14 protein-coding genes and 1 other annotated feature are annotated in these 15,693 nt (G+C 52.2%); of the genes, 1 reads left to right on the top strand and 13 read right to left on the bottom strand.

What is annotated here, in order from left to right; genetic code table 11:
- Window positions 1-109 precede the first annotated feature (109 nt).
- From AC0VZ8_RS08950 to AC0VZ8_RS08940, 3 genes are read right to left on the bottom strand one after another with little or no spacing between them, the layout of a single operon-like run.
- Entirely contained in the window at window positions 110-2,896 is a 2,787-nt protein-coding gene (locus tag AC0VZ8_RS08950; RefSeq protein ID WP_475486664.1) for a ComEC/Rec2 family competence protein, read from the bottom strand.
- Between the two features lie 54 nt (window positions 2,897-2,950).
- Window positions 2,951-3,469, bottom strand: coding sequence for a deoxycytidylate deaminase (locus AC0VZ8_RS08945; RefSeq protein ID WP_113058344.1), 519 nt, complete (start codon window positions 3,467-3,469; stop codon window positions 2,951-2,953).
- A gap of 48 nt (window positions 3,470-3,517) precedes the next feature.
- Window positions 3,518-4,174, bottom strand: coding sequence for a ComEA family DNA-binding protein (locus AC0VZ8_RS08940; protein WP_475486663.1), 657 nt, complete (start codon window positions 4,172-4,174; stop codon window positions 3,518-3,520).
- A gap of 172 nt (window positions 4,175-4,346) precedes the next feature.
- Between AC0VZ8_RS08940 and comER the strand changes: the two genes are divergently transcribed.
- The gene (gene comER / locus AC0VZ8_RS08935) at window positions 4,347-5,189 is read left to right on the top strand and encodes a late competence protein ComER (RefSeq protein WP_216533802.1); all 843 of its coding nucleotides are present in this window, start codon (window positions 4,347-4,349) and stop codon (window positions 5,187-5,189) included.
- Here comER and leuS read toward each other — a convergent pair.
- The 10 genes from leuS to AC0VZ8_RS08885 form a co-directional block, all read right to left on the bottom strand.
- Complete coding sequence (gene leuS / locus AC0VZ8_RS08930) at window positions 5,170-7,611, bottom strand: leucine--tRNA ligase (RefSeq protein ID WP_260064308.1); 2,442 nt, start codon at window positions 7,609-7,611, stop codon at window positions 5,170-5,172. The genes comER and leuS overlap by 20 nt on opposite strands.
- 89 nt (window positions 7,612-7,700) lie before the next feature.
- Window positions 7,701-7,953, bottom strand: a binding site (T-box leader).
- 40 nt (window positions 7,954-7,993) lie between these two features.
- The gene (locus tag AC0VZ8_RS08925) at window positions 7,994-8,875 is read right to left on the bottom strand and encodes an AraC family transcriptional regulator (RefSeq protein ID WP_475486662.1); all 882 of its coding nucleotides are present in this window, start codon (window positions 8,873-8,875) and stop codon (window positions 7,994-7,996) included.
- Between the two features lie 77 nt (window positions 8,876-8,952).
- On the bottom strand, window positions 8,953-10,026 hold the full coding sequence (locus AC0VZ8_RS08920) for a Gfo/Idh/MocA family protein (RefSeq protein WP_475486661.1): 1,074 nt from the start codon (window positions 10,024-10,026) through the stop codon (window positions 8,953-8,955).
- Between the two features lie 23 nt (window positions 10,027-10,049).
- Window positions 10,050-11,219 (bottom strand): Gfo/Idh/MocA family protein, encoded by a 1,170-nt coding sequence (locus AC0VZ8_RS08915; protein ID WP_475486660.1) that lies wholly within the window; start codon window positions 11,217-11,219, stop codon window positions 10,050-10,052.
- Window positions 11,220-11,244: 25 nt separating this feature from the next.
- Entirely contained in the window at window positions 11,245-12,111 is an 867-nt protein-coding gene (locus tag AC0VZ8_RS08910; RefSeq protein WP_071222887.1) for a sugar phosphate isomerase/epimerase family protein, read from the bottom strand.
- A 323-nt stretch (window positions 12,112-12,434) separates the two neighbouring features.
- The gene (locus AC0VZ8_RS08905; RefSeq protein WP_071222886.1) at window positions 12,435-13,205 is read right to left on the bottom strand and encodes a class I SAM-dependent DNA methyltransferase; all 771 of its coding nucleotides are present in this window, start codon (window positions 13,203-13,205) and stop codon (window positions 12,435-12,437) included.
- A 42-nt stretch (window positions 13,206-13,247) separates the two neighbouring features.
- On the bottom strand, window positions 13,248-14,150 hold the full coding sequence (locus AC0VZ8_RS08900; protein WP_071222885.1) for a CvfB family protein: 903 nt from the start codon (window positions 14,148-14,150) through the stop codon (window positions 13,248-13,250).
- Complete coding sequence (rsfS, locus tag AC0VZ8_RS08895; protein ID WP_071222884.1) at window positions 14,147-14,494, bottom strand: ribosome silencing factor; 348 nt, start codon at window positions 14,492-14,494, stop codon at window positions 14,147-14,149. The genes AC0VZ8_RS08900 and rsfS overlap by 4 nt, the downstream gene beginning before the upstream one ends.
- A complete protein-coding gene (gene yqeK, locus AC0VZ8_RS08890) occupies window positions 14,491-15,069 on the bottom strand; it encodes a bis(5'-nucleosyl)-tetraphosphatase (symmetrical) YqeK (RefSeq protein WP_475486659.1) in 579 nt (192 codons plus the stop codon). The genes rsfS and yqeK overlap by 4 nt, the downstream gene beginning before the upstream one ends.
- Window positions 15,053-15,643: a nicotinate-nucleotide adenylyltransferase gene (locus AC0VZ8_RS08885; protein WP_475486658.1), complete on the bottom strand. Its 591-nt coding sequence runs from the start codon at window positions 15,641-15,643 to the stop codon at window positions 15,053-15,055. Before AC0VZ8_RS08885 ends, yqeK begins: the two co-directional genes overlap by 17 nt.
- Window positions 15,644-15,693 lie beyond the last annotated feature (50 nt).

The raw sequence follows: 15,693 nt of genomic DNA, 5'->3' as shown, positions 1-15,693 counted from the left end.
AGGAAACTTCATCTAACTATACCAAATATAAAGATTATAGTCACCGCTGCATTTTTCCTATTAAAGATCATACTACGAATCGATGTCCCAAGGACAGCGGGCTGTTTATTCAAGGTAGCTTCGTGCGCGTGTCAATATGTCCCTCCTTGATCCTCATCTGTATTTCACCATGAAGATTGGTCTGATAGATGAGATTCGTGGAACGTTCCAACCGTCCTACCACATCCGGATGAGGGTGGCCGTACATATTGTTGACACCAGCGGAAATAACCGCTATCTTCGGCTTCCATGCATTCAGCCATAACTCGGATGTCGAGGTTTTGCTGCCGTGATGGGCAACCTTCATAACATCGATGCGGTCACCGGCAGCAGCAAGCCGTGAAATGATATCATTTTGTGAAGAACGTTCCTCCAGATACAACAATATTTTATGTTCCGCAGCTTGGTCTGTGTCACCCGTAAACAAGATCCGGCTGCCGTTCATTTGAAGGACAAATACTAGTGAAGCATGATTCTGCTCCTTAATCAACGGTAAAGGTTTTATGATTTCTCCACTTTCTGGGAAAACAGGCGCTAAAAATTGGATTTCCGTATGGCTGTCAAGCTTCCATACTTCCCGATCCACTCCAGCCTCGTATATGGGAATGCGCTGTTGTACAGCGGTTAACATCAGCTTCCGGAAGGAAGCGGAGTCAGTTAAGGTCCCGTTGAACACAACTGATTTTACCGGGATTTCCTGCAAGACAGCCTGAAGACCGCCTATATGATCCTGGTCTCCATGGGACATGATGACAGCCTCAAGCTGGTGCACGCCCCTTTTTTTCAACAACGGAACCACCACCTTCGCTCCTACCTCATACGGGGCCTTCCTTTCCTTCCAAGCATCCTTTTCCTTACGAAAATTCACCGTCCCACCACCGTCAATGAGAATATGCTTGCCCTCAGGTGTTGTTACGAGTATCGAATCCCCTTGTCCTACATCCAGAAATTGCACGAGTCCCGCTCCGTGCATAGATGGAGATTGATAGCCGCCGTACAGCAAAAAAACCAAAGCTCCGGACAGCAGGACGATCGCAGCTCTCGCTGCATAGCGTTCGATATAATCACTGGCGCGAAAAAAACCTCTCCATCGCAACGCACCGGCCCATTGATCCACGAGCGGAAACATGCCGGTTGCACCAGACAAATCTCTTTTACTATCCAAGGATACGCGTCCTTCCAATGGAACGGTATCATCCGATCCGATCCGCTCTCCTTCGCGAATTTCGGATCTCATCTTCAGAATGGACAGCAGCGAATACAGCACAACAAAATAACATAAGATCCAGGCTAACGACGGGGACGGCCACAACGTCATCAAAGCGGATGAACCATTCATCCATTCAACGACTCGAAACGTTATTTGGTTTAACCATTCTGTCACAGCTGCCAACCAGCCAGCTCCGCGCATCCATACCCACCCCACCAGCAATGACAACATTCCTAACGGAAGAACGACAAGGCTAATCACCGGAACCAGGATCAAATTGGCGAAAACAGATATCAGCGACACCTGGTTAAAATAATATATGGTTAGGGGAAAGGAGATCAGCTGCGCTACGACCGTAATTCCGACGGTTCCCGCAAGCCAGCGGGGCAAGAATGACAGCAGCGGCATCAGCTTCGGTACGAAGATCATCAAGCCCGCCGTTACGATGAATGACAGCTGAAAGCTGACGTTCACGAGAAAATACGGGTTCCACAGCAGCATGACGAGTGCGGCAACACTAAGAATATGCAGTCCATCCTTCAAAAGTCGCCGCCGTGCGGCATACAAACCGATCATCCCCATAATGCCGGCACGGACAATAGAAGGACTTGCCCCGGCAAGCAGGACATAAACGGGAATCAGCCACATGACCACAGTCAGCGAGGTCTCCCTCGTCATTCGAAGGGTTGTGCATACGAATAAGAGGCATCCCACAACCACTGCCACATGCATGCCCGATATCGCAAGAATGTGAGTCAACCCCAAACGCGAGAACTCCATAAACGTATCGGGATCCAAATCATCCCGATTGCCAATCACAAGTCCCTTCATATAACCCGCATGGATTCCGCCGTACAATTGATCCAGCTTGCCACCAAGCTTATGGCGAACGGCATCCGTCCATCTTAGAATATGACTTACATTCCAGCTGTCAGGCGGGGTGACCTTCGCTAGGTCAGAGCCCTTCACTTTGACCATCCAATGAATCTTCTGGGTTCGCAAATATTGAGCATAATTAAATCCGTCAAAATTGCGGGCTTCTCCAGGTTTTTGCAGCTCTCCGGTCAGCTCTATGCGGTCCCCGCGCTGCCATCGATGGACCGTCTCCAGCTCTGTTTTGTCCATTAGTTTCACTTGCACCCTGACGATATCATCCGTCTTCAGCAAGGTGCCGTTATCCGGATTCGCTTGTTTTTGGGGCGCTGGAGGCTTTGTTAGCTTGATATCAACTTGATGCAGGGCAACATTGAAATCCGCGCGGTCGCCATCCACTTCTATTGGGGTTGTGATTACACCAAAGGCAGTAACAGGAACAGCGTCCGTCGATGTCTCCCCTGAGAGGACCGGCTCGATATCACTTACATTGGCCGCGTCATGCCATTCCCAGTAAGTACCCGACATGCACAAGGAAAACAGCATGCAGAGCGTAAATAGGCGTCCCGCCCCCGCCCAATGACACACAGCAAACAGGATGAGAATCAGCCCGGCTGCAATCATGGCCAGCCTCCATCCGTCGTACAGGCATGCAGCACCGCTGCCGATTACCCACATCACGGTAAACACAAGTAATGGCCTTCGCTTCATGATTCCAACCAATCCCTTCATCATTAAAATAAAAAAAGGACCTTGGCCTGCATATGCAGTCAAAGGTCCTTCCTCTGTGACTTTCTATTCATTTTGTTCCGTAATCTTATACATGAATCATTCCGCTACCGTCATCAAGGTTTCGCGCGGCGGCTCATACGCTTCAAGCTGCCGGAACATAATCCCCTTCTGTTCCATCATGCGGGACACCTTGCCCGAATCCTTCGGATAAGGACGGTGGAACACAACCTCGACAATGCCGCTGTTGGCAAGCATATTCGCACAGGTCCAGCAGGGCTCATCCGTCACGTACACCGTGCTGCCTTCCCGATCGATCCGGTCCGTGAATAACAGCAGATTCTGCTCGGCATGAATCGTCCGGATGCAGCGCTGTTTCTTCACCATGCTCTCCTTGCCGTCCTGCACGACCAATTCATAATCCTCGGCGATCATACAGCCCGCTTCCGAGCAATCAGGCACCCCCATCGGCGCGCCGTTATAAGCCGTCCCGAGCAGCTTCTTCCCCTGCACCAGCACCGCCCCGACATGACGCCTCGGGCATTGGGAGCGGGTTGAAACCATAAAGGCAATATCCATGAAATAAGTATCCCAATCTTTACGTTGATCTGCACTCATCATTTGTCACCTGTTCCTTATCAATATCGCCTTTATTGTAGCACATAGCTAAAGTCCAACGTAAGGCTTCATCTTCTCCAGCATTTTGGGCCCGATGCCCTTTACGTTCATCAAGTCGGCCAAACTTTTAAATGGACCGAACTGATTCCGATAATCGATAATGGCCTTGGCCTTCGCCTCGCCAATGCCAGGCAGCTCCATAAGCGTTGCAGCATCCGCCGTGTTGACATTAATCAATCCGGATGGATCCGGAGCTGCTGGTGACTGCGCTGTACTGTTAACAGGAGCTTGCTGCTGTAACTGCTGACTGACACCTTCAGCCTGAGGCGGTACAAGGGGCGAAGAAGGTTGACCAGAAGCCGAAGACGGAGCTATATGGTCTGCTATACCGCTTCCTGCCGCTCCTTGGTCTTGGTCTGACATGGAGTCCTTCGCATTACTGGCAGGCTCGATCTGCCCCGCCTGCGTGCTCTTTGCAGCAGTCTTCGAATCCGTTCCGGCTCCAGACGGTTCCACATCCTTCTGCCGGGAATCAGCCCCGGACGTCTTCACACCCGCATTCTCTTCGGCCGCAACCACCTGCTCCAGCTGATCGTTCAGCGGCTGCCAGCCCTCGATCCCCTGATCCGCACCACCGGCAAACAAGATGAACCCGCAGCCAGCAATCGTTGCGGCAAGACTCCAGCCTAAAGATATCTTTTTCATCGATTGACCTCTCCTTAACTTTAAAGTTCATTTTGTACAAACCCAGGAATATTCTTCGGTTTCCCCACCGAAATCGCATGAAAAACCGTCATGAATCGGCATCTTCCCCGCATACATTAAACGTGAGGACGGTACATTTCTGCCGTAAAGCGCGAAAGGAGGGAACATACACATGAAGGTCGGTTTTATCGGTACGGGCAGCATGGGTAGTCTGTTGATCGATGCCTTCATTCAATCGGGCGCACTCCTGCCTGAGCAGATTCGGGTCAGCAACCGAAGTCCTGAGAAGCCGATGCAGCTGGCAAAACGTCATCCCGGTCTGACGGTATGCAGCTGTAACACGGAGACGGCTTCTCAGAGCGACCTGCTATTCCTATGTATAAAGCCGCTTGAATTCAAATCTGTCATCAGCGAAATCAAAGATCGGCTTGAAGCCCGGCAAATCGCCATATCCATCACAAGTCCGGTCCAACTGATCCATCTGGAATCATCGCTGCCCTGCAAGGTGGCGAAAATCATACCGAGCATCACCAACCTAACCGGAGGCGGAGCATCGTTATGCATGTACGGTTCCCGAATAAAAGAAGAAGACAGGCAGCTTATAGAAAGCCTCCTGTCTTATATCAGCAGGCCGCTCGAGATACTGGAATCGCACACGCGAATCACTTCCGATTTCTCCAGCTGCGGACCTGCTTTTTTAAGTTTATTCATGGAAAAATGGATCGACGCTGCCGTTGAAATGACCGGAATCGACCGCAGAACCCTTAATGCATTAGCCGGAGAAATGCTGCTTGGCACCGGCAAGCTGTTAACGGAGGAGGGCTTCTCCCCCGAACAGCTGCAAGAGCGGGTTGCGGTTCCCGGAGGCATCACGGCTCAGGCTTTAGCACTGCTGGATTCAAACCTGAACGGATTGTTCTACCAATTGATCCAAACCACACACGACAAGTATGAGGAGGATTTGGCAAAACTGGATGCTGCCTTCGGTTTTACGATTAACCGGCCACGATATTGACCAGTTTGCCCGGTACGGCAATGACTTTGCGAATACTCTTTCCTTCCAGCGCCTGCTTGACATTCGGAAGGGAGAGGCTATGTTGTTGCATGGCTTCTTGGTCCATGTCTTTCGAAATTTTGGCACGTTCTACGATTTTGCCGTTAACTTGAACGACTATCTCCACTTCGGCCTCTACAGTCCAAGCCTCGTCATACTCCGGCCATGGCACGTAGGTTACGCTCTCCGTGTAGCCTAAACGGCTCCACAGCTCTTCAGCCAGGTGAGGGGCCAGCGGGGAAAGCAGCTGCACGAAGTTCTCCATCGCTTTGCGCGGAAGCTCTTCCGTCTTGTATCCCTCGTTGATGAATACCATCAGCTGGCTGATCGCTGTGTTAAAGCGCATATGTTCAAAGTCTTCGGTCACTTTCTTAATCGTTTTGTGCAGTGTACGTTTGAAATCGTCCGTACCCTCGCCTTCCACGATTTTAGGGTTCAATTGACCGTCGTCCCCGATAAACAGGCGCCATACGCGGGAGAGGAAACGAAACGTTCCTTCAACGCCGTTGGTGTTCCATGGCTTAGTTGCTTCCAGCGGCCCCATGAACATCTCGTACACGCGCAGCGTGTCGGCTCCGTACTCGTTAACAATATCATCCGGATTGATGACATTGCCGCGGGATTTACTCATTTTTTCATTATTGTTGCCCAGGATCATACCCTGATTGACCAGCTTCTGGAAAGGCTCCTTCGTATCGACAACGCCCAGGTCATACAATACTTTGTGCCAGAAGCGTGCATACAGCAAATGAAGCACCGCATGCTCCACACCACCGATGTACAGGTCAACCGGCAGCCATTCCTTCTGCTTCTCCTTGGAGCACAATTCATCATTATTGCGTGGATCGATATAACGCAGGTAATACCAGCAGCTGCCGGCCCATTGCGGCATCGTATTCGTCTCGCGGCGGGCCTTCATGCCGGTTTCGGGATCTACCGTTTCCACCCACTCCGTAACGTTAGCCAGTGGTGATTCGCCGGTACCGGACGGTTTAATCTGATCCACATCCGGCAGCAGCAATGGGAGCTGATCCTCAGGCACGGTCTTCATCGTTCCGTCTTCCAGATGCAGAATCGGAATCGGCTCACCCCAGTAGCGTTGACGGCTGAACAGCCAGTCGCGCAGACGGTAAGTTACCTTCTTCTTGCCCTTGCCCTCTTGCTCCAGCCATTCATTCATCGCCTGGATAGCCTCTTCATTGTCCAACCCGTTCAGGAAGCCGGAATTCACATGCGCGCCACTGCCGCTGTATGCTTCCTCCTCGACATTTCCACCCTGAACGACTTCAATAATCGGAAGACCGAATTGCTTCGCAAACTCCCAGTCACGGCTGTCATGACCCGGAACCGCCATAATGGCACCCGTTCCATAGCCGGCAAGCACATAATCCGCGATCCAGATCGGCACTTTAGCGCCGTTTACCGGATTAATGGCGTATGCACCCGTGAATACACCGGTTTTATCCTTGGCCAGATCCGTCCGCTCCAGGTCGCTTTTACGTGCTGCTTGATCTTGATAAGCCTTGACGGCTTCACGCTGATCGGCTGAGGTAATCTTATCCACGAGGTCATGCTCCGGCGCCAGAACGCAGTAGGTTGCCCCGAACAGCGTATCCGGACGGGTCGTGAACACCTCCAGATGACCATCGTAACCTTCGATGTCAAAACGAACCTCAGCGCCTGTGGATTTGCCGATCCAGTTGCGCTGCATATCCTTCAGGCTTTCGCTCCAGTCCAGTTCATCCAGATCTTCAAGGAGACGATCCGCGTATTCGGTAATGCGCAGAATCCATTGGCGCATCGGTTTACGTACGACCGGATGGCCCCCGCGTTCGCTCTTGCCGTCGATGACCTCTTCGTTCGCAAGCACGGTACCGAGCGCTTCGCACCAGTTCACCGGCACTTCAGCCACATAGGCAAGGCCGCGCTTATAAAGCTGGATAAAGATCCACTGGGTCCATTTATAATATTCCGGATCGGTTGTGCTGATCTCGCGGTCCCAGTCATACGAGAAGCCCAGAGATTTGATCTGGCGACGGAACGTATCGATATTCTGCACGGTAAACTCGCGAGGATGTTTGCCTGTGTCCATTGCATATTGCTCCGCCGGCAGACCGAAGGCATCCCATCCCATCGGATGAAGCACGTTGTATCCGCGCATCCGCTTGTAACGGGACACGATGTCAGTTGCCGTGTACCCCTCCGGATGCCCCACGTGCAGGCCTGCTCCTGATGGATACGGAAACATATCCAGCGCATAAAATTTCGGTTTGGATGATGAATCTTCCGTTTTAAAGGTTTTGTTCTCATCCCAGTATTGCTGCCACTTCGGTTCGATGGCCTGCGGCTGATAGCCGTGGCCGGTTGGTTGATTGTCCGTCATACTCCATTGCTCCTCCTTCACAGTCAAGAGGCAAGGCCTGTGCCGTTGCCCAAAAAAACAAAAAAACCTCATCATCCATAGCGCTGATCGCTAGGGACGAGAGGTTTGATTCCCGTGGTACCACCCTAGTTAGCCAAAGGCATGCTTTGCCTTTCACTCCCTTTGCATCCTTATCGCGGATGAGACGACGATGCTTCAGCGGCCGAATCTGCCGAAATACAGCGGCCGGGTTAACACCATTGCTCCGAGGCGAGTTCATTCCTATCGTCAACCGGTTTTCACCAGACACCGGCTCTCTGCATGATCGAAAGTGGAACGATTGATCCTCATCATCGCGTTCATATTACCGTTTTAATGTGGCTATTATACCCAAAAAGTCCGATCAAGTCAACGAAAGCTCTTCCCCGCTTCTGCGATAATATTCCGGCGTCGTCCCGACCATGGCTTTGAACATCCGGCTGAAATGAGCCAAATGCTTGAAACCTGCCGCCTGGCTGATCTCCGTGATGCTGAGATGCGGATGGAGCCTGAGCAATATTTTAGCTTGGTTAATCCGCCGGTGATACAAATATTTAAACACCGTCGTTCCGGTAACCTCCTTAAATAAGGAGGATAAATAGTGTTTCGTAATATGCATATCGCGGGCGATTTGCTCCAGCGTCAGATCCTGCATGTAATGTTCCTCGACGAACGATACGACATGCTGGACATGCCGCTCTTTCTCGGAGATGGAGTCCTGATCCTGCACAGCGTCCTGGCACCAGTCCGCGATCACGTACATCATCTCCTGAATACGCAAGGTCATCCGTTCCTGGCGAAAACCGGCCGTGGATGCCGAGAGGCGATGTATATCGGCCAACATGCCTTCGAATTCGTCCCGATTGGCCCCTGTCAGTGTCATGCGATGATTTCGCAGCGATTCGAAGGGATCCAGCAATATCGATTTGGCCGGCTCCGAAAGCCCTTTGCAGATCCAGGCCGGATCGAAATGCAGAATGCTTCTGACGTATCTGGAATCGGGCTCAACATTCGGACAATGGAGGGTAAGCCCGTTCATCAGGAGCAGATCCCCCGGTTTCAGGGTGAAAACGGAATCGCCGATCAAATAAGTGCAGCGTCCTTCATGGAAATAATAAATTTCATAAAAAGCATGCGAGTGAAACTGCCCTCCCGACAGCGGCTGTTCATTGTAATAGGTCAGATCGAACGGCGCTTGCAGCTGCATGCGGTCAAAGCCTGGCATCATATCGGCAGATGAGGTCATCTAGAGAATCGCCCCTTTAGCGATTTTGGAGTTATATAACCCACAACGTAACGGGGTTTTCTCTATTATAAATGATTTTATGGAATGCGCACGGCCTCATTTTGGGCGTTGACGCACAATTCTCCGGCTTTGAAAGCATGCTCCTGGGACATGGCATGCTCCGTGCGTTCCAGACAATCCAGGATAAGCTCCCCGAAGAATGGATAGCCCACCTTGCCTTGAAGCTCCATATGAAACTCTCCCTCGCCATTAACCAGGTACAGATGATCGCCCTGCGGATGCCTGGCGATATCGATGTATTTCCGAAGCTCGATGTATCCTTCCGTCCCCAGAATAAAGGTTCTTCCGTCGCCCCAGGTGCCAAGGCCCCCGGGTGTCAGCCAGTCGACTCGGAAATAATTCGTGGCCCCGTTGTCTCCCACAAGCGTTGCATCTCCGAAATCCTCCAGCTCCGGGTAATCCGGATTCGCGTAATTCCCTACCTTGCTGCTGAGCACCTTGGCATCACGGCAGCCCGCAAAAAACAAAAATTGTTCAATCTGGTGGGAGCCGATGTCACACAGAATCCCCCCGTACTGTTGATGACGGAAAAACCAGTCCGGACGGGAGGATGCGTTTAAACGGTGCGGCCCTGTTCCCATCACTTGGACCACTCGCCCGATCGCCCCGTCCTGAATCAGCTTCCCGGCATGGACGGCACTCTCCACATGCAGTCGTTCACTGTAATAGACCATGTACTTCTTGCCTGTCTCCTCGGCTTTCGCGCGAGCAGCGTTCACCTGCTCCAGCGTCGTGAATGGCGTCTTATCCGTAAAGTAATCCTTGCCGTGCGACATGACCTTCAGGCCAAGCTCGCATCGTTCCGAAGGAATGGCGGCAGCCGCTACCAGACGCACTTCCGCATCCTGAAGCACCTGTGCCTCGGACGAGGCGACGGTTACACTTGGATAAGCCTTGGAAAAAGCCGCAACCTTCGCGGGATCTGGGTCATACACCCACTTTAGCGTCGCCCCGGCCTCGATCAATCCGTTACACATACCGTATATATGTCCATGCTCCAGCGACATAGCGGCAAAAATAAACTCTCCGGGCTTGCACACCGGCTGGGCCTTGCCCACCGGCGCATACAGCATTCCATTACTGCGGTCCATACCACGTGCCTCCTGATTGTGATTTAGTAGGTTCCAAACGTCTTGCTCATATCCACCGGCCCGATCTCCTTGACCGTTTTCTGAGCGGAAGATTGTGCGATCCGTTCCTGCAGCATTTCGTAATACAGGTCCTCGTTAAGAGGGAGATCAACCCAATTGTCGGTCCAGGTGGACAGATGCATGGCATTCGACAGCGTCAATCCGTGGATTCCCTCTTCACCGGGGGCAATCAATGGCGTTCCATGCAAAATAGCATCCGCAAAGTTCTGGATAATCCCGCTATGCTGCGGATTATCCCCCGAGATCGGCACCTCGCATTTCCAGCATTCCGGTTCGCCGAATCCCCCGGTATACTGCCGATTGAATTCCGGCTCCGGCACTCGGAGGCGCCAGAAGGTAAGCTTGCCGTCCTCGATGACGATTTTTCCGCGGTCCCCCGTCACTTCATATCGGTTGGTTCCGGGCGCTTCACCCGTTGTCGTAATGAAGACGGCCGTAGCCCCATTCTCGTATTCCGCATAAGCCGTCACGTCATCTTCAACTTCGATGTTTCGGTACTTGCCGAAAGCGCAAAAAGCACGAATTCTCTTTGGCATCATGCCGGTCGTCCACTGCCAGAGGTCCAACTGATGCGGAGACTGGTTAATCAGGACCCCACCGCCTTCTCCCGCCCAGGTAGCCCGCCATCCGCCTGAATCATAATAGCTCTGGGACCGGTACCAATTCGTTATGATCCAGTTCATCCGCCGGATCTCCCCGAGTTCACCTTCTTCTATGAGCTCTTTCAGCTTCTTGTAGAGCGGATTACAGCGCTGGTTGTACATTATCGAGAACACCTTGCCGCTGGCTTCTGCCGCGCGGTTCATTTCTCGCACTTGCTTCGTGTAAACGCCTGCCGGCTTCTCGATCAGGACATGGAGTCCATGATTCAGGCACTCAATCGCCACTTGAGGATGGGCATAATGAGGCGTCGCAATGATCACGGCATCGATCTCCCCCGAGGAGATCATAGCCTTCGTATCACTCCATATTTTCACGTCCGAGGGCAGCGTTGCCCTTGCTTCTTCCTGTTTGGCCGGATTCAGATCGCATATAGCGCTAAGCCGCGCTCCCTTGATCCGCCCGGACGCCAGCGACCTGGCATGCGAAAACCCCATCCCCAGTCCAATAACCCCTACTCTTACCTGTTCCATGTCTATAGCCTCCTTCAAAAGTGACCTACGCGTTTTGTTTCTGCTCTGACCACAGCTTCATCTGCTCGGCAAAACGAAGAAGCATTTCCCTAGACTCAAACGTTCCGCTAAAATCTTCGATTCCGTAGTAACCTTCGTAACCAACCGATTGCAGATCCTGTATGACCTGCTTCCATGGCACGGCCCCCTGGTTAAGTGGAACCCATTCCCCGGACCACGCCGCAGAGGTACCATCCTCGGCAGGCGTTTTGCGATAACCCCCGTTTTTCACATGGACATGAGCCAGGTACGGACCCAGAAGCTCCAAGCCCATCCGGTAGTTCTCGTAACCTTCATGGACCATGTTGCCCGGATCATACAGCACGCCGATATGCTGCGGATTAAAATGGGATACAAGCCGGTGCGTCAGTCCGGCGCTCGGGGCAATCGTAAGATGGTGCGTTTCCACCACGGCTTTGACCCCGTAAGCCGCAGCGAGATCCTGCACCTCATGGAGATAACGAACCGCCTGGTCGTACAGCTCATTATAATTGCGCTTCCGGTCGTATCCCGGGATACCCGCGCGAATAAATGAAGCTCCGATCAGCTTGGCTGCTTGCATGACCTTCTCCGTCGCTTCCACGTCGCCGCATGTCAAATAAGGAACGACCGCAAGACTGCGCCTGCCATGCTTGTCGGCCGCTTGCTGAAACTCGAGCCAATCCTCCTGCGTGCCGTTCGGATCCATGGAGCAGCGGTTATGCCGCCAGAACGAGGGCTTCTCCCCTGCAGCTTCTTCCGGAATCTCCTTAAAGCGCCATTCGATTCCTTCGATACCGGCATCCGCCGCGGCTTTTGCCAACTCCTCAGGCTGTAAGTCAGGAGTTGCGACTGTGAATACGGACAGTTTCATGCTCATTCATCCTTTCTCGTCCCAATAGATTAGTTTATGCATCATTTGACCATCGTTGAACTCAAATACAGTCATAGAAAGCGTACCGGATGCCTGGAAACATTCCTTAAGATAACGCTCTCATTTCTGTTCATCATATCTATTCCTCATCGTAGCACAGTCCCCGAAGCAAACCCATATCCCTTCTATCGAAGCTTAACCACAGTCAAATAAACCAGAAAAGAAGTGTCTTTGAATATAATGAATCCATGCTCGACAATAAAAAAGCACTTTCTCTCGTCGCTACCGACAAAAGAAAGTGCTTCTCGCAAAAGGATATTCGTTTATTTTACGGCAACGTAGAACAGCCGGGATGCATCCTGACCCGCTTCCACCCACTCAAAATCGGCATAACATTTTACATCCCGGAATCCGGCCTTAACCAGCTCGACCTTCATCCATTCGGGGTCATATCCCCGCTGCACATGCGTTTCCTCAAAGCGGCGGTAGACCGTGGGATCCTGGTCATCCCGTGCAAAGATGGAAAGATGATGCTCGATCTCCATCCGGCGTTCATCCATGTCGCATGTCCAAATGTAGGACACTTCCCTTTCGTCCAGCACAAATGGCTGATCTGCGTCATATCGTAAGAGCGTGTTCGGGTGATGCACATCAAACAGGAACGTGCCGCCTTCCTTGAGGCCGTTGTAGGTCCTTGCAAAAGCGGAACGGATGTCCTTTTCCTCCAGCAGATAGTTCACACAATCACAAAATGAAATGACGGAATCCACCTGCTCGGGCAGCTCCCACGAACGCATGTCCTGTTGGACCCAGCGGACGCTGCCTTCCCGGAACAATCGATGCCCCTGGGGTGTACCCTCCAGCTTGCGTCTGGCAACCGAGAGCATATCTGCCGACAGATCGATTCCCGTTACCTCGAAACCGGAGTTTACGAGCGGAATGGTGATGCTGCCTGTCCCGCATCCGAGCTCAACGACGCTTTTTGGCATTCCGTGCTTATCCCAGGCCGTTCTCGCAAAGCGAATCCAGTCCGGGTACGGCATGTCTTCCATGAGTTGATCATATACGTAAGCAAACTTGCGGTAAGACAACATGATGACACCACTTTCCTTAGAAGCTTCCCCTACCTTGCCGGGTTATTCGTTTGAACCGGAGTTCTCCTCTTTATTGACCATATACGTCCAGCTGTCCTTTTGGGTAACCAAACCGTCCTTCATCAGCTTGCCAAGCGCGCGTTTAAAGGCGGATTTGCTAATGCCGAACCGCTGCTTGATGATGTCGGGGGGCGTTTCATCCGAATACGGCATCGCATGGCCCGGTCGCTCCTTCAGAAAAGCGAGCAGTCGGTCTGCATCATCCGTCCGGCCAATCTCTTTTTGCGGTACCATCGACAGGTTAGCCCTGCCATCTTCCCGGATATGGCTTACCCGAACTTTCACCTCTTCGCCAAGCCGCAGCATACGCGTCCGTTCGGAGGAGTGGATCATGCCAATGGCGCCGAAACCGATCACACCGCCATCGATAATAACAAACGTGCCCATCTGGAGCGGTTTGTACACCAGGGCAGTGAACCACTGGCCCTTCCACGATTCAGGCGCATGAAACGCTAGCGGAGCAAGCTCTTGTTCTCCGGCGAGTTTCGCGCGGAGCCGTCCTTGCTTATCATGCTCCATGATAACAAATACATAATCTCCCACTTGCGGATGAAGCTCCCGCATCTCCGGCAATTCCCGGATCGGAAGCAGAAGCTGCCTGCCAAGCCCCATCTCGAGGAAACATCCCAAGCGCGGATGAACATCCGCTACCTCAAGCTTAGCGGTTTCACCTAACGTAAGGTAAGGCTTCTTCATCGTTGCGGCCAGGCGGTCTTCCGTATCGAAGAATATAAAGACCTCGACCGTATCCCCCGGCTCGATTTTACCTGTGAGCTCCGAATAGTGAAGAAGCACATCCCGATCTCCGCCATCCAGGAAATAACCGTAAGGGGACACTTCTCTGGAAACGACGAGTTTCGTTAATGTGCCGGCAATCAGACTCATACGTTCTCCACCACTTTAGCATCTGACCACAATCGCTCGATGTTGTAATATTCCCGCTCATCGCGATGGAAGATATGAACGATCACGTCTCCGAGGTCCATCAGCACCCAGCGGGCTGCATCCATTCCCTCCAGTCCGCGCAAAGCTACTCCCGCATCATGAGCCTGTTTACGGATTTCAGTTGCGATCGCCTGCACCTGAGTATCCGAGTTACCGTGGCAAATGACAAAATAGTCTGCGATCAGGGAAATTCCTCTAAGATCCAGGACCACGATATCCATCGCTTTTTTATCTTCAGCGGCAGTCACTGCCACATTTAACAATTCATTCGGTTTCAACGTCATGAATTCGCCTCCAATTGCTTAATTAGATCGTTTCGGGATAGTACCGTCAACGGAAAAATGATTTGTCTGCGCGAAAGCAGATGTCCAATCGTCGAATCAAAACCGGCTGCAAGCGCCTCTTCAAGGCTATGGTTGGCCAGTTCGCGAATATTATTCACGCCGGGGAAATCCCGTCCCGGTTCCATATAATCCGCAAGGCAGACCACCTTATCAAGCAGCGTCATGCCGACACGCCCCGACGTATGGTAACGGATGGCGTTAAGCACATCGGTATCCGTTACGCCATATTCGTGCTCTGCTACGAACGCGCCTACCTCAGCATGCCAAAGCTGTTTGTCGTAACGGAGCAGCTCTTCGGATAGCGCATGCTCCACCATCATTTGATGAAGCTTTTGCACGGGCCAATATTTGGCCACATCATGCAGGATGGCGGCTAATTCTGCCTTGACCGGATCGGCCCCGAACCGATCGGCAAGGATGACCGCGGTTTCCATTACGCCTTTTGTATGCTCCCAGCGCTTGGCCGGCATCTGTGAGGATACCGCTTGAATGAGTTCATCACGGCTGTACTCCATAAATACCGCTCCTAACAATATAATCGTATACACGGTCCGGCACCATATAACGGATGGACAAGCCTGATGCGGCTCTGCTCCGAATCATGGTGGACGATATTTCAATCAGCGGCATCTCCGCTGTCACTACCACCTTTTGCAGGAAATCAGGCAGATCATCCACCGATAGCTTGGTTCCAGGACGGTTAAGCCCAATAAAAGTGAGCATTTCCGCAAGCTCCCCGATCCGATTCCACTTGGGAAGATACGCTACCATATCCGCCCCGATAATGAATGAGAAATCATGCTCGGGATACGTGTCCCGCAGCTCTCTGACCGTGTCTACCGTATAGGATACGCCGCCGCGTTTCACTTCACAATCCAATGTACGAAAAGACGGATGGTCGGCTACAGCCTCAGCGGTCATCTCCAGCCTCATCAGGCCGGTTACGCCGGCATCTTCCTTGTGCGGGGGAATGTGGCTGGGCATAAACCATACCTCTTCCAGACCGTAAGCGTCCCGAGCTGATTCGGCTGCGAGCATATGCCCGATATGAATGGGATCGAAGGTACCGCCCATTATCCCTATCTTCATCCGGGTTCACCTCCCCTAATAAGAGAGTCATTCTATATTCATTAAGCTAA

This window comes from Paenibacillus sp. QJM3NY_38 (assembly GCF_056173265.1).
This window is presented reverse-complemented; position numbering and strand designations above follow the sequence as displayed.